The sequence below is a fragment of the Streptomyces sp. CA-251247 genome (genome assembly GCF_050952975.1).
GTDB lineage: Bacteria > Actinomycetota > Actinomycetes > Streptomycetales > Streptomycetaceae > Streptomyces > Streptomyces achmelvichensis.
Genome location: NZ_CP191861.1, coordinates 3790893 through 3812003 on the forward strand (window position 1 = coordinate 3790893; position 21111 = coordinate 3812003).

General features: G+C 70.0%; 20 protein-coding genes. 8 read left to right on the top strand and 12 right to left on the bottom strand.

What is annotated here, in order from left to right; genetic code table 11:
- The first annotated feature begins 193 nt into the window (after positions 1-193).
- From ACQPWZ_RS16545 to ACQPWZ_RS16555, 3 genes are all read left to right on the top strand, one after another.
- Positions 194-1330, top strand: a complete 1137-nt coding sequence (locus ACQPWZ_RS16545; RefSeq protein WP_356703970.1) for an ABC transporter ATP-binding protein — start codon at positions 194-196, stop codon at positions 1328-1330.
- 198 nt (positions 1331-1528) lie between these two features.
- The gene (locus tag ACQPWZ_RS16550; RefSeq protein WP_356703971.1) at positions 1529-1951 is read left to right on the top strand and encodes a hypothetical protein; all 423 of its coding nucleotides are present in this window, start codon (positions 1529-1531) and stop codon (positions 1949-1951) included.
- A gap of 57 nt (positions 1952-2008) precedes the next feature.
- Positions 2009-2731 carry a nucleotidyltransferase family protein gene (locus tag ACQPWZ_RS16555; RefSeq protein WP_313945588.1) on the top strand — a complete coding sequence of 241 codons (723 nt, stop codon included), beginning with the start codon at positions 2009-2011 and terminating at the stop codon, positions 2729-2731.
- 203 nt (positions 2732-2934) lie between these two features.
- Here ACQPWZ_RS16555 and ACQPWZ_RS16560 read toward each other — a convergent pair whose 3' ends face one another.
- The 6 genes from ACQPWZ_RS16560 to ACQPWZ_RS16585 form a co-directional block, all read right to left on the bottom strand.
- The gene (locus ACQPWZ_RS16560; RefSeq protein WP_433571727.1) at positions 2935-4485 is read right to left on the bottom strand and encodes a DoxX family membrane protein; all 1551 of its coding nucleotides are present in this window, start codon (positions 4483-4485) and stop codon (positions 2935-2937) included.
- A gap of 169 nt (positions 4486-4654) precedes the next feature.
- Complete coding sequence (gene rlmB / locus ACQPWZ_RS16565) at positions 4655-5608, bottom strand: 23S rRNA (guanosine(2251)-2'-O)-methyltransferase RlmB (protein ID WP_433571728.1); 954 nt, start codon at positions 5606-5608, stop codon at positions 4655-4657.
- A gap of 94 nt (positions 5609-5702) precedes the next feature.
- The gene (gene cysS / locus ACQPWZ_RS16570; RefSeq protein WP_340473842.1) at positions 5703-7103 is read right to left on the bottom strand and encodes a cysteine--tRNA ligase; all 1401 of its coding nucleotides are present in this window, start codon (positions 7101-7103) and stop codon (positions 5703-5705) included.
- Positions 7104-7302: 199 nt separating this feature from the next.
- A complete protein-coding gene (gene ispF / locus ACQPWZ_RS16575; RefSeq protein WP_356703974.1) occupies positions 7303-7821 on the bottom strand; it encodes a 2-C-methyl-D-erythritol 2,4-cyclodiphosphate synthase in 519 nt (172 codons plus the stop codon).
- A complete protein-coding gene (gene ispD, locus ACQPWZ_RS16580) occupies positions 7808-8554 on the bottom strand; it encodes a 2-C-methyl-D-erythritol 4-phosphate cytidylyltransferase (protein ID WP_433571729.1) in 747 nt (248 codons plus the stop codon). The genes ispF and ispD overlap by 14 nt, the downstream gene beginning before the upstream one ends.
- A 282-nt stretch (positions 8555-8836) precedes the next feature.
- A complete protein-coding gene (locus ACQPWZ_RS16585; protein WP_003953493.1) occupies positions 8837-9319 on the bottom strand; it encodes a CarD family transcriptional regulator in 483 nt (160 codons plus the stop codon).
- 615 nt (positions 9320-9934) lie between these two features.
- Between ACQPWZ_RS16585 and ACQPWZ_RS16590 the strand changes: the two genes are divergently transcribed.
- Complete coding sequence (locus ACQPWZ_RS16590; RefSeq protein WP_340473845.1) at positions 9935-10690, top strand: DUF461 domain-containing protein; 756 nt, start codon at positions 9935-9937, stop codon at positions 10688-10690.
- A gap of 101 nt (positions 10691-10791) precedes the next feature.
- On the opposite strand, the gene ACQPWZ_RS16595 is transcribed toward ACQPWZ_RS16590, so the two are convergent.
- Entirely contained in the window at positions 10792-11472 is a 681-nt protein-coding gene (locus tag ACQPWZ_RS16595) for a response regulator transcription factor (RefSeq protein WP_142217884.1), read from the bottom strand.
- On the bottom strand, positions 11469-12758 hold the full coding sequence (locus ACQPWZ_RS16600; protein WP_340473846.1) for a sensor histidine kinase: 1290 nt from the start codon (positions 12756-12758) through the stop codon (positions 11469-11471). Before ACQPWZ_RS16600 ends, ACQPWZ_RS16595 begins: the two co-directional genes overlap by 4 nt.
- A gap of 208 nt (positions 12759-12966) precedes the next feature.
- On the opposite strand from ACQPWZ_RS16600, the gene phoU reads away from it, so the two are divergent.
- The gene (gene phoU, locus ACQPWZ_RS16605; protein ID WP_313945580.1) at positions 12967-13644 is read left to right on the top strand and encodes a phosphate signaling complex protein PhoU; all 678 of its coding nucleotides are present in this window, start codon (positions 12967-12969) and stop codon (positions 13642-13644) included.
- A gap of 378 nt (positions 13645-14022) precedes the next feature.
- On the opposite strand, the gene ACQPWZ_RS16610 is transcribed toward phoU, so the two are convergent.
- Complete coding sequence (locus ACQPWZ_RS16610; protein WP_433571730.1) at positions 14023-15192, bottom strand: amidase domain-containing protein; 1170 nt, start codon at positions 15190-15192, stop codon at positions 14023-14025.
- 120 nt (positions 15193-15312) lie between these two features.
- On the opposite strand from ACQPWZ_RS16610, the gene ACQPWZ_RS16615 reads away from it, so the two are divergent.
- Together ACQPWZ_RS16615 and ACQPWZ_RS16620 are read left to right on the top strand one after the other, a co-directional pair.
- Positions 15313-15855 carry an HAD domain-containing protein gene (locus tag ACQPWZ_RS16615; protein ID WP_433571731.1) on the top strand — a complete coding sequence of 181 codons (543 nt, stop codon included), beginning with the start codon at positions 15313-15315 and terminating at the stop codon, positions 15853-15855.
- Between the two features lie 145 nt (positions 15856-16000).
- A complete protein-coding gene (locus ACQPWZ_RS16620; protein ID WP_405575911.1) occupies positions 16001-16420 on the top strand; it encodes a PaaI family thioesterase in 420 nt (139 codons plus the stop codon).
- A gap of 48 nt (positions 16421-16468) precedes the next feature.
- On the opposite strand, the gene ACQPWZ_RS16625 is transcribed toward ACQPWZ_RS16620, so the two are convergent.
- Positions 16469-17047 carry a dihydrofolate reductase family protein gene (locus ACQPWZ_RS16625; RefSeq protein WP_433571732.1) on the bottom strand — a complete coding sequence of 193 codons (579 nt, stop codon included), beginning with the start codon at positions 17045-17047 and terminating at the stop codon, positions 16469-16471.
- Between the two features lie 146 nt (positions 17048-17193).
- The gene (locus ACQPWZ_RS16630) at positions 17194-17955 is read right to left on the bottom strand and encodes a phosphoglyceromutase (RefSeq protein ID WP_340473851.1); all 762 of its coding nucleotides are present in this window, start codon (positions 17953-17955) and stop codon (positions 17194-17196) included.
- 153 nt (positions 17956-18108) lie between these two features.
- Here ACQPWZ_RS16630 and ACQPWZ_RS16635 point away from each other — a divergent pair, with 153 nt between their 5' ends.
- Positions 18109-19449: an MDR family MFS transporter gene (locus ACQPWZ_RS16635; protein ID WP_433571733.1), complete on the top strand. Its 1341-nt coding sequence runs from the start codon at positions 18109-18111 to the stop codon at positions 19447-19449.
- A gap of 34 nt (positions 19450-19483) precedes the next feature.
- Here the strand turns inward: ACQPWZ_RS16635 and ACQPWZ_RS16640 are convergent, their stop codons facing one another.
- The gene (locus ACQPWZ_RS16640) at positions 19484-21097 is read right to left on the bottom strand and encodes an MFS transporter (RefSeq protein ID WP_340473853.1); all 1614 of its coding nucleotides are present in this window, start codon (positions 21095-21097) and stop codon (positions 19484-19486) included.
- Positions 21098-21111 lie beyond the last annotated feature (14 nt).

Here is a 21111-nt window from a genome sequence, read left to right on the forward strand (position 1 = left end):
TCAGCCGTGCGCGAGGCCAAAAGTCCGTCGCTCTGGCCGGTTCGTCTTCGGAGCCGAAAAAGTCTCCCCCAGCTCCTACTGACAGAACGCACATCGCCAGGTAGCGTCACGGCAAGTCCCGTCAGCTGGACTACACCACTCCCTTACAACGGATCGTCCGGCACGTTCCTGCCGGTGAAGGAGCAGCCTCACCATGGCCACTGTCACGTTCGACAAGGCGACCCGGATCTACCCGGGTACCGAGAAGCCCGCCGTCGACCAGCTCGAGATCGAGACCCAGGACGGCGAGTTCCTCGTCCTCGTCGGTCCCTCCGGCTGCGGCAAGTCCACCTCCCTGCGCATGCTCGCCGGGCTCGAGGACGTCAACGCCGGGTCCATCCGGATCGGTGACCGCGACGTCACGCACCTGCCGCCCAAGGACCGGGACATCGCCATGGTGTTCCAGAACTACGCGCTGTACCCGCACATGACCGTCGCCGACAACATGGGCTTCGCGCTCAAGATCGCCGGCGTCAACAAGTCCACCATCCGCCAGAAGGTCGAGGAAGCAGCGAAGATCCTCGACCTCAGCGAGTACCTGGACCGCAAGCCGAAGGCACTCTCGGGTGGTCAGCGGCAGCGTGTGGCGATGGGGCGCGCCATCGTGCGGGAGCCGCAGGTCTTCCTCATGGACGAGCCGCTGTCGAACCTCGACGCCAAGCTCCGTGTGTCGACGCGTACGCAGATCGCGAGTCTGCAGCGCCGTCTCGGGATCACGACCGTGTACGTCACGCACGACCAGGTCGAGGCCATGACGATGGGCGACCGGGTGGCGGTCCTCAAGGACGGTCTGCTCCAGCAGGTCGACTCGCCGCGCAACATGTACGACCGGCCGGCGAACCTCTTCGTCGCCGGCTTCATCGGCTCGCCGGCGATGAACCTCGTCGAGGTTCCGATCACCGACGGCGGTGTGAAGTTCGGCAACAGCGTCGTCCCGGTCTCCCGTGAGGCGCTGACCGCCGCCGCGGACCGCGGCGACACGACGGTGACGGTCGGTGTCCGTCCGGAGCACTTCGACGTTGTCGAGCACAACGGCGCTGCGGCGAAGTCGCTGTCGAAGGACTCCGAGGACGCGCCCGCGGGTCTCGCGGTCTCCGTGAACGTCGTGGAGGAGCTGGGCGCCGACGGTTACGTCTACGGCTCCGCCCAGGTCGGCGGCCAGCACAAGGACCTCGTGGTCCGCGTCGGTGGCCGTGCCGTGCCGGAGAAGGGCGCGGAGCTGCACGTGGTGCCGCGTCCGGGTGAGATTCACGTCTTCGCGACCTCGTCGGGCGAGCGTCTGAGCAACTGACGCTCCGGCGTCGCGCGCAACTCGCTGAAACGGCCCCGCAGTTCCTGCGGGGCCGTTTTTGCGTGTCGACAAATAACCCAACACATCGGGCATTTCACCATCGCTCGTCAACACCCGATTCGAAAAGCTTCGTCGAACCATCCCCCGGGCGAGTGACTAAATGTCGCCAAATCATCACTGACCGCTACGCTCGCTCGCGTGACCCACACAGCACGCCGAATCGGCCGCACTCTCGCTCTCGTTCTGCCCGTCGTCCTGGTGCTCTCCGGAACCCTCGCGGTCACCAGCGTGCCGTGGGCCGGGCATTCCGGCGAGTCGCAGATGCTCACCGCCTCTTCCCAGAACGTCTCCGTACGCGCCACGTCACGCGCGCCCCAGGATGTCCTCCGTGACAAGCTCCTCGCCGAGCTCCAGGAGAAGGACCCCAGCGTCGCCCTGACCCATCTCCAGCGTGCGGTGGAGGAGCGTCCGTCCCTCGCCAAGCACTGCATGTCGATCGCGAAGGCTCTCGGCCGCGCGGCCGTGGACCGGTTCGGGCCGACTCGCGCCCAGACCTACTCCCAGCCCGTCTGCGACACCTCGTTCGCCACCGGCGTCGCCCAGCAGACGCAGGGGAGCTGACCGGCCGGCCGCGGCCCGCGCCGCTTCCCTTCGCCTGCGCCGCATATCGTTCACGGCATGCAAACGCCTACGTATCCGACGCAGGCCGTGGTCCTGGCCGGCGGCCAGGGCTCGCGGCTGCGCCCGTACACCGACGACCGCCCCAAGCCGATGGTCGAGATCCCGGGCACCGGGACCCCGATCATCGGCCATCAGCTTGCCTGGCTGGCCTCGGAGGGCGTGACGGACGCCGTCGTCTCCTGCGGTCATCTCGCCGAGGTTCTCCAGGAGTGGCTGGAGGGCGCGGACCTGCCGCTGCGGGTGACGACGGTCGTCGAGAGCGAACCCTTGGGCCGCGGCGGCGGACTGAAGTACGCCGCCGGGCATCTCCCGGCCCCCGACGAGCCCTGGTACGCGACGAACGGTGACATCTGGACCCGTTTCTCGCTGCGGGACATGGCGGCCTTCCACACCGAGCGTGACGCCTTCGCGACGCTCGCGCTGGCCCGTCCCCGGATCCCGTGGGGCGCGGTCGAGACCGACGCGTTCGGTCACATCACCGACTTCATCGAGTCGCCGCCGTCGCCGTATCTGATCAACGCCGGTGTGTACGTGTTCTCTTCCGCCTTCACGGAGCTTCTGCCGGACCGGGGCGACCATGAGCGGACCACGTTCCCGGGGCTGGCGCGGGAGAGGCGTCTGGCGGGGTTCCCGCTGCCGAACGGCGCGTACTGGCGGGCCATCGACACGGCGAAGGATCTGACGGAAGCGGCCAAGGAGCTTGCCGCGCAGGCCCGCTGAGGCGCCGCGTTCCCCAAGTTCCCCGCCCGAACCCGCCCGAACCCCCGACACCGCCCCGCAGGCGCCGTACGGGCCCGTACAGCGCCGTACAGAGCCCGGCGGGCCGGGCCGGACCCATGCCGGACCCTCCGAGGGCCGGACACGACGAAGAGGCGGCCACCGGACTCCCGGTGGCCGCCTCTTCGTCGTGGTGCGTCGTCGGGTCAGCCGAGCAGGCCGCCGATCACGCGTCCGCCGCCCGAACCGCCGCCGGATCCGCCGGACGAGCCTGTGGAGTTCCCGCCGGAGGAGGAACCGCCGCCGCCGTCACCGCCGCCGGAGCCGTCACCGCTGCCACCGCTGGAGCTGGGGCCCGAGCCGGCGGACGGGGGTTCCTCGGCCGGCTCGGAGCGGCCGGGCTGTTCCTGGCTGCTTCCCTGCGTCTCGCTGGGGCGTTCGGCGACGCGTCCGCTGTCGCGCACGGCCTCCTCCGAGGGCGTCGACTTCTCCTGCTCGGGGGTCTGGGCGCGACTCGCGGACGGGGTGGGCCTGTCGGTGTCACCGGACGGGCCCGAGGAGCTGCGTCCGCTGGTCGGCTCCTGCTCCAGCGGGGAGCCGGGGCGGTGGTTGGTCGGGTCCTGGTTGGGGCCGGGGACGGTGACCATGTCGGTGGAGCGGACGGCTCCGCCGAGTACGGAGCCGATGAGGAGGGTGAGGCCCACGACCACGGAGGCGACGATCGCTCCGCGGCGCAGCACACGCTGCCGCAGTTCCCACAGTTCGGAGCGGGGGCCGAGTTTGCGCCAGGCCTCGCCCGCGAGGCGTCCGTCGATGGAGTACACGGGGGCGCCCGCGATGATCAGCGGGGACCAGGCGGCGAGGTAGATGATGTCCGGCGCGTCGTAGGCGGGGACGGTCTTCCAGCTGACGGTGAGGATCAGCGCGGCGGACAGGAGTACGCCGATCACCGCGGCGACGCGCTGCCAGAGGCCGAGCACGGTGAGGACGCCGACGACGACCTGGAGGAAGGCGACGGTGAGGCCCGCGCCGACGGGGTGGGAGAGGGCGAAGTCCCGCAGGGGTTCGGCAAGGGCCCACGGGTGGAGGGAGTTGAGCCACTTCACCATGGAGCCGCGTTCGCCGCCGTCGAAGTAGACGGGGTCGCACAGTTTGCCCATGCCGGCGTAGATGGAGATGAAGCCGAGGAACACGCGGAGCGGCAGCAGGACCACTCCGAGGTTCATCCGGCGGCCGGGGTAGTAGGCGTGCCGGACGGTGTCGGCGCCGTGGCGCTGCGGACGGTCGTCGTCGCCGTTCTCGGTGAGGTCGAACTCGTCGTCCTCGTACGGCTCCTGGCCGGAGGAGTGGTACGCGTCGTAGGCGCCGACCGCCTGCCGCATGGGCGGCAGGAGGGGCCGGTCGCCGCCGCCGGGGGCCGGGACGACGCGGGTCGGCTCGGTGTCCTCGGCGAGGTCGAGGCGCGGGATGGTCTGCGTGGCGCCGGTGTCGTAGCGGTCGCTCTCGTAGGCGTCGCGCTCGGCGGTGGTGTTGCGTACGGCCTGGAGCAGGCCGGTGGCGCCGGCGTCCCCGGGCGCCGACTTGCCGCTCCAGACGACGGGCGCCCGCCTGCGCACCACCCGGCCGGCCGCGCCGACGACGGGAATGAGGGCGGTCTCCGCGAGGGCACGTGCGGGGCGCGGGCTCTGGGCGAGCCGCACCCGGAAGCTGGCGTGGTTCACGATGACCTGCGCGGGATCGCAGTCAACCTTGACCATGCTCAGCGCAGGCTGATCATCGAACCCGGGCCGGGGCGTTCTGGTGTCCACACTCATCTAACCGAGTGACGTGGACTTAGGACACTGCCGTGACGGGCCCTATCTGTCCGAGACCCGTCAAGGCTGGTGAATTGGCCGGTTATCGCGTCGGAAGCGCGGAAATGCGGTGTCAGGCGCGGCGCTTGGCGGCCTCGTGGAGGACGACACCGGCGGCGACACCGGCGTTGAGCGATTCGGCGCCACCGGGCATCGGGATGCGGACGAGGAAGTCGCAGGTCTCGCCGACGAGGCGGGACAGGCCCTTGCCCTCGCTGCCGACGACGATGACGAGCGGGCCGCCGAGTTCCGCGAGGTCGCCGACCTCGTGGTCCCCGTCGGCGGCGAGGCCGACGATGGTGAGTCCGGCCTTCTGGTACGACTCCAGGGCGCGGGTGAGGTTGGTGGCGCGGGCGACGGGGGTGCGGGCCGCGGTGCCGGCGGAGGTCTTCCAGGCACCGGCGGTCATGCCGGCGGCGCGGCGCTCGGGGACGACGACGCCGTGGCCGCCGAAGGCGGCGACGGAGCGGACGACGGCGCCGAGGTTGCGCGGGTCGGTGACGCCGTCGAGGGCGACGATGAGCGGGTCCTCGCCGTCGTCGAAGGCGGCGGCCGCGAGGTCCTCGGGGTGCGCGTACTCGTAGGGCGGGACCTGGAGGACGAGGCCCTGGTGGTTGAGCCCGTTGGTCATGCGGTCGAGCTCGGGCCGCGGGGCTTCCATGATGTTGATGTTGCCGCGGCCGGTGGCGAGCTGGAGTGCCTCGCGTACGCGCTCGTCGTTGTCGATGAACTGCTGGACGTAGAGCGTGGAGGCGGGGACGCCGTCGCGCAGGGCCTCGAAGACGGGGTTGCGTCCGACGACCATCTCGGAGGTGCCCTTGCCGCCGCGGCGGGCGACGGGGCGCCGGCCGGCGGCCTTCTTGGCCTGGGCGGTGGCGATGCGGTTCTTCTTGTGGCCCTTGCGGGCGGACGCGGGCGGGGTGGGGCCCTTGCCTTCGAGGCCGCGGCGTCGCTGGCCACCGCTGCCGACCTGCGCGCCCTTCTTGTTGGACGTGCGGCGGTTCCTGCGCTGGCTGTTCCCGGCCATGACTACCTGTTTCCCTGTTTCTTCAAGTCTGCGTGCGTGCGTATGTAAGAAAGTGTGCCGCCCGGCGGGCCGGGCGGCACATCTGCATGAGTGCTCAACGGGGGCCGAGGGTCCACCGTGGCCCGTCGGGACCGTCTTCGATGACGAGTCCGGACTGGGTGAGCTGGTCGCGGATGGCGTCGGCGGTGCCCCAGTCCTTGCGGGCCCGGGCCGCTTCGCGCTGCTGGAGCACGAGGCGTACGAGGGTGTCGACGGCGCCGTGGAGGTCTTCGCCGCGGTCGGTCTCGCCGGCCCAGTGCGGGTCGAGCGGGTCCAGGCCGAGGACGCCGAGCATGGCACGGACCTCGGCGAGGCGCGCGACGGCGGCTTCCTTGTCGTCGGCCGCCAGTGCGGAGTTCCCCTGGCGGACGGTGGTGTGGACGATGGCGAGCGCCTGGGGCACGCCCAGGTCGTCGTCCATGGCTTCGGCGAACGCCGGCGGCACCTCGTCCGCGGCGGGGACGGCTTCCCCGGCCTTCTCGGTGACGCGCTGGATGAAGCCCTCGATGCGGGCGAAGGCGGACTCGGCCTCGCGCAGTGCTTCCTCGCTGTACTCGATCATCGAGCGGTAGTGCGGGGTGCCGAGGTAGTAGCGCAGGACGATGGGGCGCCAGTTCTTGACCATCTCGGAGACGAGCACCGAATTGCCGAGCGACTTGGACATCTTCTCGCCGCTCATGGTGACCCAGGCGTTGTGCACCCAGTACCTGGCGAACTCGTCCCCGTAGGCCTTGGCCTGCGCGATCTCGTTCTCGTGGTGCGGGAAGATCAGATCGAGTCCGCCGCCGTGGATGTCGAAGGCGGTGCCGAGGTACTTGTGCGCCATGGCGGAGCACTCGAGGTGCCAGCCGGGACGGCCGCGGCCCCACGGGGTCTCCCAGCTGGGCTCGCCGGGCTTGGTGGACTTCCACATGGCGAAATCGCGGGGGTCACGCTTGCCGGTCTCGCCCTCGCCGGAGGGCTGGCGCAGGTCGTCGAGGTCCTGGTTGGACAGTTCGAGATAGCCGGGGAAGGACTTCACGTCGAAGTAGACGTTGCCCTCGGCCTCGTAGGCGTGGCCGCGCTCGATGAGGCCGCGCATCATCTCGACCATCTCGGTGATGTGGCCGGTGGCGCGCGGCTCGTAGGTGGGCGGCAGGCAGCCGAGGGCGGTGTAGCCGTCGTTGAAGGCGCGCTCGTTCTCGTAACCGATGGACCACCAGGGGCGGTTCTGCTCGGACGACTTGGTGATGATCTTGTCGTCGATGTCGGTCACGTTGCGGATGAAGGTCACGTCGTAGCCGCGGTACTCGAACCAGCGGCGCATGATGTCGAAGTTCAGCCCCGACCTGATGTGCCCGATGTGCGGGGCGGCCTGCACGGTCGCGCCACACAGGTAGATCGAGACACAGCCCGGTGTGAGCGGGGAGAAGTCACGGATCTGCCGGGCGCTGGTGTCGTACAGGCGAATGGTCACGCAACAAGGGTAGTGGGCCCACGGCAGTGCCCCGCGACCCTTTCGGGCCGCGGGGACAAGTTCGTGACGTTTGTACGAGGTGTTGTACGACGCCTTGTCCGCGCTCCTGTCCGACGCCTTGTCGCAGTGGGCCGCGGCCGGGTGGTTCACCCGTACCGGCGACATCCGGGGAGGCCGCCGGGCCCGGGGGTGGCGAGGCTCACGGGGACGCGGGCGCCGGGGCCCGGTAGACCAGGGCCGTGGCGATGGCGGCGAGGCCCTCGGCCCGGCCGGTGAGGCCGAGGCCGTCGGTGGTCGTGCCGGAGACGGAGACCGGGGCGCCGACCGCGGCACCGAGGGCCTTCTGGGCCTCGTCCCGGCGCTTGCCGATCTTGGGCCGTACGCCGATGACCTGGATGGCGACGTTCCCGATCTCGAATCCCTCGGCGCGCACGATCCGGGCCGCCTCGGTGAGGAGGGTGACGCCCGAGGCGCCGGACCACTCGGGCCGGGAGGTGCCGAAGTGGGCGCCGAGGTCGCCGACACCGGCGGCCGAGAAGAGTGCGTCACAGGCGGCGTGGGCGGCGACGTCGCCGTCGGAGTGTCCGGCGAGGCCGTGACCGCCGTCGGGGCCGTCCCACAGCAGGCCGGCGCACCACAGCTCGCGGCCCTCTTCGAAGGCGTGGACGTCGGTGCCGATGCCGATCAGCGGCACGGGCGGGTGGCTAGAAGCCGTCATTGGCCCTCCTGCGGGCGAGTACGGCCTCGGCGAGGACGAGGTCCAGGGGGCGGGTCACCTTGAAGGCCTCTTCGTGGCCGGGGACGACGACGACCGGGCCGCCGAGCCGCTCGACCATGCCGGCGCAGTCGGTGGCGCCCTCGCCGTCCGGCCGGACGATGTGGTGGGCGCGGACGAGGGTGTCCCGGTCGAAGCCCTGCGGGGTCTGCACGGCGCGCAGCCGGGCCCGCTCGGGGGTGGCGACGACCGGTTCGGGCTCGCCCTTCTCGGCGGGTCCGACTTCATTGACGGTGTCCGCGAGCGGGAGGGCGGGCACGACGGCCTGCGCTCCGTCGCGTACGGCTTCGATGACGCCGTCGACGGTGTCGACGGGCACGAGGGGCCGCGCCGCGTCGTGGACGAGGACGATGTCGATGTCCTCGGGCAGGGCGTCGAGGCCGAGCCGTACGGATTCCTGGCGGGTGTCGCCGCCTGCGACCACGAGGACCTCGGTGCGGTCGGACATCGCGTGTTCGGCGAGGACGTTCTTCACCCCGGCGACGTCGTCGGGCGGGGCGACGACCACGACGAGGGACACGGCGCGGGAGGCGGCCATGGCCCGTACGGCGTGGACGAGCATGGGCGTGCCGCTCAGCGTGCGGAGCGCCTTGGGAGCGCCGGGGCCGAGCCGTACGCCCTTGCCGGCGGCCGGGATCACCGCTGCGGTACGGGACGGACGCGTTTGGTCAGACATCGGTTGCACTCCGGCAGGTTTGTTTCCTCGGCCGACATGGGTATGGCCTGGGGGTACCCCCGACCGTAGGTTGGGGGAGTGCCGGGCGCGACGCCTTGACCGGACCCTTCCGTGACCATCGGTCTGCGCCAGCCGCCCGGGCCCGGCACACACAGGGTGGGGTACCGCTGTGAACGCGAGACGAACATGCCGCAGCGCCCGGCGACAGAACTGTAGTCACAGCTTGTCAGCGGGCACCGCGGCACTATGTGGATAGCAGCTTTTGCATCCGGCGCAGCTGCGTCAGGACGCGAGGACCTCGTCGAGCAGAGCCTCGGCCTTGTCTTCGTTGGTGTTCTCCGCAAGCGCGAGCTCGCTCACCAGGATCTGGCGAGCCTTGGCGAGCATCCGCTTCTCACCTGCGGAAAGACCACGCTCACGCTCACGACGCCACAGGTCGCGCACTACTTCGGCGACCTTGATGACATCGCCGGAGGCGAGCTTCTCGAGATTTGCCTTGTAGCGACGGGACCAGTTCGTCGGCTCTTCGGCGTACGGCGCGCGCAGCACCTCGAAGACCCGGTCCAGCCCGTCCTGCCCGACCACATCGCGTACCCCGACGAACTCCGCATTGTCCGCCGGCACGCGCACCGTCAGGTCGCCCTGAGCGACCTTGAGCACCAAGTAGGTCTTGTCCACGCCTTTGATCTGGCGAGTTTCGATGGCCTCGATCAGCGCGGCCCCGTGATGGGGATAGACCACGGTGTCGCCAACCTTGAACGTCATGTGACAGGTACCCCTTCCGTGGCTATCCAGGGTAACACGGATACGGCTTCTTCTGAATGGCGTTTTCGCAGGTCAGGGCATATCTCGGGGCTTGACAACTGCAACGTGGACGTGCTGCGGGCGGTCTGCGGAACGAGGTATTCGCAGGTCGGAGCGGCTGCACAGGCGGACAGAAACGCACACGTCACACACCGCGCAGGACCCCCGCGCGTGGATGAACGTCCCGATTTGCCGGGTTTCCAGTGGTGAACTTCCCGTACTCCGTTCGGCGGTCGGTCACCCGTACGGAGGCATGCTGCCGGGAATCCGGAATTGATCACCGGAGCTATTCGCGGGGAATGCGGACGGGCCGGGAAATGGATCATCGCGGATATGTGAACAGCGTTCGAATGCGCATCATCGGACGTGGCCCGGCAGGGATCTGTGCCGGGACCCGGGCGGCGCGTCGCGGGTGAAGGGGCGGGTCGGGTGCGGGGCGGGAGCGGTGGCTCGGTAATCTGTCGGCGAACTGACGCGGCCCCGGCCGGTATTGCGCCGGTTCGACCTTCCCCGAGGCCTCCGGGCGCCGGGGGCCCGTCCGTAGCCAGTCCGAACGTTCAAGGAGATGCCGCCGCCGTGAGCCTCCCCCAAACTCCGTCCGGGGGCGCCCGCCTTCGACGCGGCGCCCTCGCCGTCACCGCCGTCGCGTTCTCCGTCCTCGCGCTCGGCGCCTGCAGCGCGGGCGAGAACGCCCAGACGCTCGGTGTCAGGCCCGACAACGCCGAGGTCTCGGTCGACGCGATCAAGATCCAGAACGCGGTGGTCATCACCCAGCCGCAGAGCGACACCGACGGTCCCGCGACCTTCTCCGCGACGATCTTCAACGAGGACTCCGAGCCGCAGACGATCGACGCGGTCACGCTGCCGGGCGTCAACGGCACCGTGAAGCTGTCCCCGGCCCAGGGCACGGGCCCGGTCACCGTCCCGGCGCTGGGCTCGATCATCGTCGGCGGCAAGGGCAACGCGTCCGCGGTGCTCGAGAACGGCCGTGAGCTGACGAAGAACATCGGCGGGGTGCAGGATGTCGTCGTCCGCTTCAGCGAGACCGGCGACGTGAAGCTCCAGGCGTTCGTCCACCCGGCCGCGGGCTACTACCAGGGCTTCGGCCCGAGCGTCCTGCCCAAGCCGCCGGTGCAGACGCCCCCGGCCGAGCCGTCGAAGAGCCCGGGCGCGCCGGAGGGCGAGCACGGGAGCGAGCCGTCGGACGGCACCTCGGAGCCGGCGGAGGGCGAGGCCGGAGCGTCGGACGAGCCGGGCAACGGCGAGTCGGGCGACCCGGGTACTCCCTCGGACGCCTCCTCCGCCTCGAACGAGGGCGACGCGGAGCACTGACAGCGGACATGAGGGCGCCCCGCCGGGACTCCGGCGGGGCGCCCTCATGTCGTTGCCCCGGGAACGGCCGTTCAGTGGGGAATCCCTCCGGCCGGGCCGGTCTACGGCTCGAACTTGTAGCCCAGGCCGCGGACCGTCACCAGATAGCGCGGCGCACCCGGGTCCGGCTCGATCTTGGCGCGCAGGCGCTTGACGTGGACGTCCAGCGTCTTGGTGTCGCCGACGTAGTCCGCGCCCCACACCCGGTCGATCAGCTGCATACGGGTCAGCACGCGGCCCGCGTTGCGCAGCAGCATCTCCAGCAGGTCGAACTCCTTCAGCGGGAGGTCGACCTTGCCGCCGGAGACCGTGACGACATGGCGGTCCACGTCCATCCGGACCGGGCCTGCCTCCAGGGCTGCCGGGGTGACCTCCTCCGGCTCGCCGCGGCGGCGCAGCACCGCACGGATACGGGCGACCAGCTCCCGCGAGGAGAAGGGCTTGGTGACGTAGTCGTCGGCTCCTATTTCGAGGCCGACGACCTTGTCGATCTCACTGTCCTTGGCGGTCACCATGATGACCGGGACGTTGGAGCGGCCGCGCAGCTGACGGCACACCTCGGTGCCCGGCAGTCCGGGCAGCATCAGATCGAGCAGGACGAGGTCGGCGCCGTTGCGCTCGAACTCGTCGAGCCCCTCGGGGCCCGTGGTCGCGATGGCGACCTCGAAGCCCTCTTTGCGGAGCATGTAGGACAGGGCGTCGCTGAATGATTCCTCATCCTCGACGACGAGCACTCGGGTCACGGAAGGACCTCCGGGGCAGGGATCACGGTGTTCTGGTCTGAGGGTTCGCTGTCGAAGGGCCGGTCGTCGTCCTCGTCGACGCGATCCGGTCCGGTGGATGAACGGTCCCGCACGGCTCCCGCTTCCGGTAGCCGCAGGGTGAACGTGGAGCCTTGTCCCTCGGAACTCCACACGGTGACCTCCCCGCCGTGCGAGGCGGCCACGTGTTTGACGATGGCCAGTCCGAGGCCGGTGCCTCCGGTGGCCCGGGACCGGGCGGGGTCGACGCGGTAGAAGCGTTCGAAGACCCTTTCGCGGTCCTTCTCGGAGATCCCGATGCCCTGGTCGGTGACGGCGATCTCGATGAGGTCGCCGCCGGGCGCGGTGATGCGGCGGGCGGAGATGCCGACGCGGGTGCGGGCCGGGGAGTAGTTGACGGCGTTCTCGACGAGATTGCCGAGCGCGGCGGCGAGCTGGCCCCGGTTGCCCCAGATGTGCAGGTCGCCGGCTCCCTCGGCACCGGGCGCGGTGGTCCCGCCGACGGCCATGGTGATCTGTTTGGTGGACGCGGGGTGCCGGGAGCGGTCGATGGCCTCGGCGACCAGTTCGTCCACGCGTACGGGCTCGGCGTCTTCCAGCGGGTCGTCGTTCTGCACCCGGGAGAGGTCGATGAGTTCCTGTACGAGGTTGGTGAGCCGGGTCGCCTCGATCTGCATGCGGCCGGCGAAGCGGGTGACCGCCTCGGGGTCGTCGGAGGCGTCCATGACCGCCTCGGAGAGCAGGGAGAGCGCGCCGACGGGGGTCTTGAGCTCGTGGCTGACGTTGGCGACGAAGTCACGTCGTACCGCTTCGATACGGCGGGCCTCGGTGAGGTCCTCCACCAGCAGGAGGACGAGGCGGGAGCCGAGCGGTGCGACGCGGGCGGAGACGGCGAGGGCTTCGCCGCGGCCGGTGCCGCGGCGGGGCAGGTCCAGTTCGACCTGCCGTATCTCCCCGTCACGCCGGGTGTCGCGTGCCATGTGCAGCATCGGCTCGACCGCGAGCTTGCCGCCCCGGACCAGGCCGAGGGCGTACGCGGCGGAGCTGGCCTTGACCACGGCGTCGCTCTCGTCGAGGACGACCGCGGAGGAGCGGAGTACGGAAAGGACCGTGTCGACGCCGGGCGGCAGCGCGGCGTCGGTGTGCAGAGAGGTGCGGGTGGGTCTCGCCTGGTCGCGTTCGCTCCAGCGGAACGCCAGCATGGCGATGACGCCGGTGCACAACCCGGCGATCGCTGCCGCTGCGGCAACCGCCGCGTTCACGTCCATGCCTCCAGGTTAGGCGTGGTCACGAGCATGCTCCCAGCCAAACGGGTGGCACCTCGAACACTCGTCGCTCAGAGTTCACCGAGGGGATGGGGCCGGTTCACTTCCGAGGGAGGAGCCGGACGCGTTCCGGACAGAACGTGGGAGCGTGGGGGTCCGAGACACCCCCGTACCACTCCGGACCCCGGTCAGATTGAGAGAGGGACATCCCATGCGGGACGCGTACCACGAGGAACTGGACTCGATCGGCGAGGGCCTGGTCGAGATGGCCCGGCTGGTCGGGTCGGCGATCGGGCGCGCCACGACGGCGATGCTCGACGCCGATCTGAAGCTTGCCGAGAGTGTGATCGCCGCCGACCAGAAGGTCGACGACCTGCAGCACGACCTGGAGGCGCGGGCGATCGCGCTGCTGGCGCGCCAGCAGCCCGTCGCCACGGATCTGCGGATCGTCGTGACCTCCCTGCGGATGAGCGCCGACCTGGAGCGCTCCGGCGACCTGGCCCAGCACGTGGCCAAGCTGGCCCGGCTGCGTTTCCCGGAGACCGCGGTGCCGCAGGACCTTCAGGCGACCATCCTGGAGATGGGTCAGCTGGCGCAGCGCCTGATGGCGAAGGCGGCCGAGGTCATCATCACGAAGGACGTCGACCTGGCGCTTCAGCTGGAGACGGACGACGACGAGATGGACCTGCTGCACCGCACGCTGTTCCAGCACCTGATCGACGACCGCTGGAAGCACGGCATCGAGACGGCGGTGGACGTGACGCTGCTCGGCCGCTACTACGAGCGCTTCGCGGACCACGCGGTGTCGGTGGCCAAGCGTGTCGTGTACCTGGTCACGGGCGAGCACGCGGACGAGCTCCAGCAGCCGACGCAGGTCGACGGCGCGTAGTCGCCGGGGGCGATTGTGCCTCCGCGCGCTGTTGATGCGCCTGCCCCGGAGGGAATGACATGGGCAGAGGCGGCACATCTCGTACGCCCTTGAGGAGGGACCCATGGCCGAATCCCCCACGACCGACCCTCAGCAGGAAACGTCCGGCGGGCAGACCGACGTGACGTTCCTGCCCGTTCTCGGTGCCTGTGGCTGCGGCTCGGGCTGCGGCTGCGGCTGCCAGTCGGGGGCACCGTGCCAGTGCGGAGGCTGCTGCGGCTAGCGGCTGCGACAGCGAACAAGGGCCCCGTCCGATGCCGGACGGGGCCCTTGTCTGTCCACCTGTGCCTGTGCGCTTCAACGTGCGTGGTCGTACGCCGAAGCGCGTCGTGCGTCGGATCAGGTGCGGTACGCGTAGTACGCCGAGTTCGGGTACGAGGCGATGATGCTCGCGACCGACCTGCGGTACGTGTTGTTGGAGTGGTACGTCAGGTACGGCACGCCCTTCGAGCTGCGGTACGAGACGACCATGGTGTGGTCCTTGGACCCGTCCTTGTCGAAGTCCATCTGCATCACGTCACCCAGATCCATCTGGTAGACGTTCGCCAGGCTGGTGACCCGCTTGGAGGACAGGGCGAACCACGAGAACTCGTTCACGCCGACCCACGAGTCCGCCTGACGCGTGGAGTTGGAGAACCACTTCGTGTAGTCGGTGGACGTCCCCGCGACGTCCTTCCAGCCACCGGCCCGCAGGGACTGGCTGACGAAGTTCGTGCAGTCGCCGCCGGCCGAGTGGTAGTTGGGGTAGGCGGTGTTGTAGTTGGTCCAGTACTTCTCCGCGTACGCGGCCATGGCCTTGTAGTTGTACGTACCGGAGTTGAGGGCCTTCGGCTTGGCCGGCGCGGGCCGCGTGGTGGCGGCGCGCGTGGCCACGGGCATGCCGCCGTCGCGCGCGGTCACCCCGGCGCGCGGCTGGGCGGGCTGGTTCACCGCGATGTAGCCGTCATCGGTGTCGCGGATGCCGGTCAGCTGCCAGTTGCCCTGGCGGTCGGCGGCGAAGGTGAGTTCGTGGCGGGCCTGGAAACCGGTGGTGCCCGGCTCGTCGCCACGGATCTTCTGGTACGTCAGCGTCGTGGTCTCGGTGACCTCGACGGTGGCGTGACGTCCCCGGGTGCGCGCCTTGTCGAGGGTGACGCTGGTCTTCGCCGAGGTGTACCGCTCACCGAGGGTGGCGAGGCGGGACTTGCGGCTGCGGAGCGAGGAGAGCGCGGAGTCCTCCTTGTTCTCCAGCGACGCGGACAGCCGTACGTCGCCGGAGAAGCCGGACGTCAGCGGCGCCTTGCCCGGGTTCTGCTTGCGGTCCACGAGGGCGTCCGTGCGGTCGGTGAAGACCGCGTCCGCCAGCCGCTGGAAGGTGGCCCTGGTCTGCGGGTCCACCGCCACGTTGTCGGCACTGGCCGCACCGGCACTCCAGTTGGGCAGCATGGCCGCACCGGCGACAACCGAGGCGACCGCTGCCGTCACTATGGTCGCGCGGCGGCGCGTGCGGCTCAATTTCCTTGATTTCACTGAGTTCCCCTCCCACCCGGACGCCTGCCGGGGCAGGGCATCTTCGCATGCCCGGTGTGCGGGGTGTGAAGGGGGTTGCCCAAGAGATGGCGGGATCGTTGCGCGCCTAGTGTTCTGCCCGTGACCGGCCCGCTGGAACGCCCCCTGCTCTTCCTCGATGTCGACGGCCCTCTCATACCCTTCGGACCGTCACCGGCCCGCTCTTCCGGACCATCTACTTCCGCTTTCGGGGGCCCCGAGGATCCGAGAAACCCGCTGCTGGAACGCCTCGATCCCTCGGTCGGGCCTCGTCTGGCCGCGCTGGGCTGCGAGTTGGTGTGGGCGACGACGTGGCTGGACGACGCGAACGAGGTCGTCGCTCCACGGATCGGCCTGCCGCCGCTGCCGGTGGTGAGGTGGCCGGATGCCGTTCCCGAGGGGCCGCGGGGCCTGCACTGGAAGACCCGTACCGTCGTCGAGTGGGCGGGCGGACGGCCGTTCATCTGGGTCGACGACGAGATCGGCGCGATGGACCGCCTGTGGGTCGCGGCCGAGCACCGCGGGGCGGCGCTGCTGCACCGCGTGGACGCGAGCGTGGGACTGGCCGACAAGGACTTCAGGGTGCTCGCGGACTGGCTCGGTACAGCGCTGCCGGACAGTCCGCGGGGTACGGACGGGCCCTGACCAGGGGTGTCATGATGATCGCCATCGGCGGGTTCGTCCGTGCACATGGGCGTGGCCCGCACCTCGGCCCGCCGGACCGGCACCGACGACCGCCCCTGGAGGGCACGTGGACGACCAGGCGCATCAGGACGAGGCGAGCCCCGAGATGCAGGCGCGCATCCGGGCCAGTTTCGAGAGCCAGGGCCTGATGGGCCACCTCGGTGCCCGCATCGCGCACATCGCACCGGGCCGCGTCCGCATCACCCTCCCCCACCGGCCCGAGGTGACCCAGCAGAACGGCTACTTCCACGCGGGAGCCACCAGCGCCATCGCCGACAGCGCGGGAGGCTACGCGGCGTTCACCCTGTTCCCCGAGGACACCTCGGTGCTCTCCGTCGAGTACAAGATCAATCTCCTGGCGCCTGCGCTGGGCGACCACATCGAGGCGATCGGAACGGTCCTGAAGTCCGGACGCACCCTCACCGTCTGCCGGCTGGAGGTGTTCGGCGTCCGGGGCGACGAACGGTCGCTCGTGGCCACCGGCCAGCAGACACTGATCCGCGTCGAGGCGCGGCCGGAGCAGTGAACTCGGGTGCGGGTTCGGCTGCTTGACGCGTGGGGTGCACCGACGGACTCAGCCGTGCAGCGCGGGCCGGTAGACGAGCTCTTGGATGTGGCCGTCGAGCGTCCGCTGCTCGATCAGTTCCAGGTCGAAGTCGGCCGCCCCCTGGAAGATCGGGTCGAGCCCGGTCCGGCCGGTGATCACCGGGTAGAGCGTCACCTGGAGGCGGTCCACCAGACCGGCGGCCATCAGCGCCCGGTTCATCGAGAGGCTGCCGTGCGAGCGCAGCGGTACGTCCGACTCCGCCTTGAGCCGGGCGACGACATCGACGGCGTCGCCGCTCACGACCTTCGCCTCCGGCCAGTCGAGGGGGCCGTCCAGCGTGTTCGACACCACCGTCGCCGGCAGGCTCCTCATCCGTGTGACCCAGGGGTCGCGCACCTCGGACTCCTCGGTGCTCTCGGCCAGCATCTGCGCGAAGAGCCGGTAGGTATTGGCCCCGAAGACCATCCGCTGCTCCTCCCCGTACAAGGAGAGGCGGTGGTCGAGAAGCTCGGGGCCCTGCTTGCCCCAGTAGCCGGTCCAGTCGCCGCCGGCGGCACCGAAACCGTCGAGGCTGGAGAAGACGTCGAACGTGTAGGTGGCGGTCATGGCGCTCTCCTCGTGTGCGGTTGGTCGCGTCCTGGAGATACAGACTGGCCATGACAGCGGGACTCATCGCGCATCCAGGGGCCCGCGCCGCGAAAACGCCCCCGATCCGCGCCATCGGCGCAGCTCGGGGGCGTGATCGTGCAGACCTACTTCTTCTTGCCCTGATTCTTGACCGCCTCGATCGCCGCCGCCGCCGCGTCCGGGTCGAGGTAGGTGCCGCCCGGCTTGAGGGGCTTGAAGTCGGCGTCGAGCTCGTACACCAGCGGGATGCCCGTCGGGATGTTGAGGCCCGCGATGTCCTCGTCCGAGATGCCGTCGAGGTGCTTGACCAGCGCGCGCAGGGAGTTGCCGTGCGCGGCGACCAGGACCGTGCGGCCGGTCAGCAGGTCCGGGACGATGCCGTCGTACCAGTACGGCAGCATGCGGACCACGACGTCCTTGAGGCACTCGGTGCGCGGGCGCAGCTCCGGCGGGATCGTGGCGTAGCGCGCGTCGTCGCTCTGGGAGAACTCCGTGCCGTCCTCGAGCGGCGGCGGCGGGGTGTCGTAGGAGCGGCGCCACAGCATGAACTGCTCCTCGCCGAACTCCGCGAGGGTCTGCGCCTTGTCCTTGCCCTGAAGCGCACCGTAGTGACGCTCGTTCAGCCGCCACGAACGGCGGACCGGGATCCACAGGCGGTCGGCGGAGTCCAGCGCCAGCTGGGCGGTGCGGATCGCACGCTTCTGCAGCGACGTGTGCAGTACGTCGGGCAGCAGGCCGGCGTCCTTGAGCAGCTCACCGCCGCGGACCGCCTCCTTCTCGCCCTTCTCGGTGAGATTGACGTCCACCCAGCCGGTGAACAGGTTCTTCGCGTTCCATTCGCTCTCGCCGTGGCGGAGGAGGATCAGCTTGTACGGTGCTTCGGCCATGTGTCCGAGCCTAATGGACGCCCCCCGGGCGGACTGCTCGCGTCCACGGTTGACGGCAGCCGTCAATTGACTGGCGGCCGGGACCCCGCGCTAAGTAACTTGCGGATACCAGCGAAGCCACTTACACGCCTGCCGAGGCCCCGGGGGAGACACATGTCCACAGCCACACTGCGCAGAGCCGTACGCGAAAGCGTCTCGGGGCTCCCCCCGGCGTTCTGGTGGCTGTGGACGAGCACGCTGGTGAACCGGCTCGGGGCGTTCGTCGCCACCTTCATGGCCTTGTACCTGACGCTGGAGGAGGGCTACTCGGCCTCGTACGCCGGGCTCGTCGTCGCTCTGCACGGCCTCGGCGGTGTCATCTCCTCCCTCGGCGGCGGTGTGATGGCCGACCGGCTGGGGCGCCGGCCCACCCTGCTGATCGCGCAGAGCTCGACGGCCGTGTCCGTGGCCGTGCTCGGGTTCGTCCAGCACCCGGTGGCGATCGCGGCCGTCGCCTTCGTGGTCGGCATGGCGTCGAACGCCTCGCGCCCCGCCGTGCAGGCGATGATGGCCGACATCGTCCGGCCACAGGACCGTGTGCGGGCGTTCTCGCTCAACTACTGGGCCATCAACCTCGGCTTCGCCGTCTCCTCCGTCGCCGCCGGATTCATCGCCGAGTACAGCTATCTCGCGGGCTTCCTCGGCGAGGCCGTGATGACCCTCATCTGCGCCGTCGTCGTCTTCGTCAAGCTGCCGGAGTCGCGGCCCGAACGGTCGGCCGAGGAGTCCGCCACGGGCGCCGCGGAGCCGCAGATCGGGCTCGGGACCGTGCTGCGCGACGGCCGTTTCATGGGTGTCGTCGGGCTGTCGTTCCTCGTCTCGCTGGTCTTCATGCAGGGCTACATGGGCCTGCCGCTCGCGATGGGCGCCGACGGCTTCTCCGCCTCCGACTTCGGCACGGCCATCGCGATCAACGGTGTGCTGATCGTGGTCATGCAGATCCCGGTCACCCGGTACATCGAGCACCGCGACCCGCGCCGTCTGCTGATCATCTCCTCGCTGCTCGCGGGATACGGCTTCGGGCTCACCGCCTTCGCCGGGTCCATCGCCGTCTACGCGCTGACCGTGTGCGTATGGACGCTGGCCGAGATCGTCAACGCCCCCACGCAGACCGGGCTGGTCGTCCGGCTCTCCCCGCTGCACGGCCGCGGCCGCTACCAGGGCATGTACACGATGTCGTGGTCGGTCGCCGCGCTGATCGCCCCGCTGCTGGCCGGTTTCGTCATCGACCACTACGGCGCCGGGCTGCTGTGGGGCATGTGCGCCGCGCTCGGGACGGTGGCCGGGCTCGGGTACTGGCTGCTGATGCGCAGCCTCCCGGAGGAGGAACCGGCCGGAGTGGAGGTCCCCGCACCGGTCACGCCGGTCGCACCCGTCACGCCGGTTACACCCGTCACGCCGGTTACCCCCATCACCCTCACGGACACCGGCACGGCGGAGAAGGCCGGCGCCTGACCGCGCGCCGCCCGCCGCCCACGGCGTCTACGCGTCAGCGGTCCGCCTGCACCCGCGACGCCGTGTCCGTCTCCTCCGTCACCCGCGTCCCCGGGTGCAGCAGCGAGCACACGAACGCGATGGCGAGCGCGATGGCCATGCCGTAGAACACGTACTGGTTGGCCTCGGCGAAGTCCATCCGGATGGCGTTCATCGAGTCGCGCATCGCCGTCGCGATCGGCCCGTCGCCGGTGGGTGTCTTCGCGTCCGGGTTGCCGGTGACCGCCTCCGCGATGTTGCGGGCCGCGTCCCGTGCCGGGCCCTCCGGTACACCCTTGGCCCGGAGCGTCTCCACGACCTTGTCGGTGGTGACATGGGTGAGGATCGACCCGAACACCGCCATGCCCACCGCTGCCGCGAAGTTGCGCACGGTCTGGGTGATGCCGGTGACCTCTCCGTACGAGGCGTTGATCGACCGGTTGACGGCGTCCGTCGAGGCGGGAGCGAGCAGAAGCCCGATGCCCGCGCCGGCGAGCGCCGCGTACAGCCACTGGTCGTGCATCGAAAGGTTCGTCAGTTCGCCCGCCCACAGCCAGAATCCGATGGCGCCGAGCGCGGTGCCCAGCTTCATCGCGGGCCGCGCGCCGCGTTTGTCGAGGATGCGGCCGCCCCACTGGGAGGCGATGCCGAAGCCGATGAAGAAGTAGAGGAGGAACAGCGCGGCCTGGTTCGGTGAGGCGCTGAGCGAGACCTGTGCGTACACCGAGGCGAAGAAGAACACCGGGACGAAGGCGAGCATCGCGAAGAAGAGGACGGCCGAGTCGACGCTGAACGCCTTGTCGCGGAAGACCTGGAGCTTGATGAGCGGTTCCTCGACGCGGAGTTCGTACGCGCAGAACACGATCAGCACGGCGATGCCGCCGATGATGCAGGCCCAGGTGGCGATGCTGCCCCAGCCCCACGCGGACGCCTGCTGAAGGCCGAGCACGCTCAGACCCATGCCGACGGCGACGAGGACGGCGCCGGGCACGTCGAGGCGTTCGGGGCGCTTCTGGTTGGGAACACGGGCGTACGCCGTGAGGACGAGGGCGATGATCGCGACGGGCACGTTGACCCAGAAGATCGCGCGCCACGTCCAGTCGGTGAGCCAGCCGCCGAGGAGCGGGCCGAGTGCGGTGAGCGCACCGGACAGACCGAAGAACAGCGCGAGGGCCCGGCCGCGCTTCTCCACCGGGAAGACCGCGACGACGACGGCGAGCGCGGCGGGGAACATCAGGGCGGCGCCCAGGCCTTGGGTGGCCCGGAAGACGATGAGCCAGCTCTGGGCGAAGCTGTCGTCGGGGACGCAGCCGCAGAGCACGGAGGAGACGACGAAGACCAGAGTGCCGATCACCATCATCCGGCGGTGGCCGAGGATGTCGGCGAGCCGGCCGCCGAGGGCGAAGAACGCGGCCAGAGACAGCAGATAGGCGTTGACCACCCACTGCACGCCCGAGGTGGAGAGGTCGAGTTCGTCCACGATGCTCGGGGCGGCGATGGCCACGATGGTCTGGTCGATGAACGTCATCGACACGGCGAACAGCATCGCCGCGAGGGCGACGGTCTGGTTGGGCCCGGCGGCGCCGGAAGCGGCCGTTCCGGGCGCAGAACTCCCCGTTTTGTCGCTCATGGTGGGATTCTCCC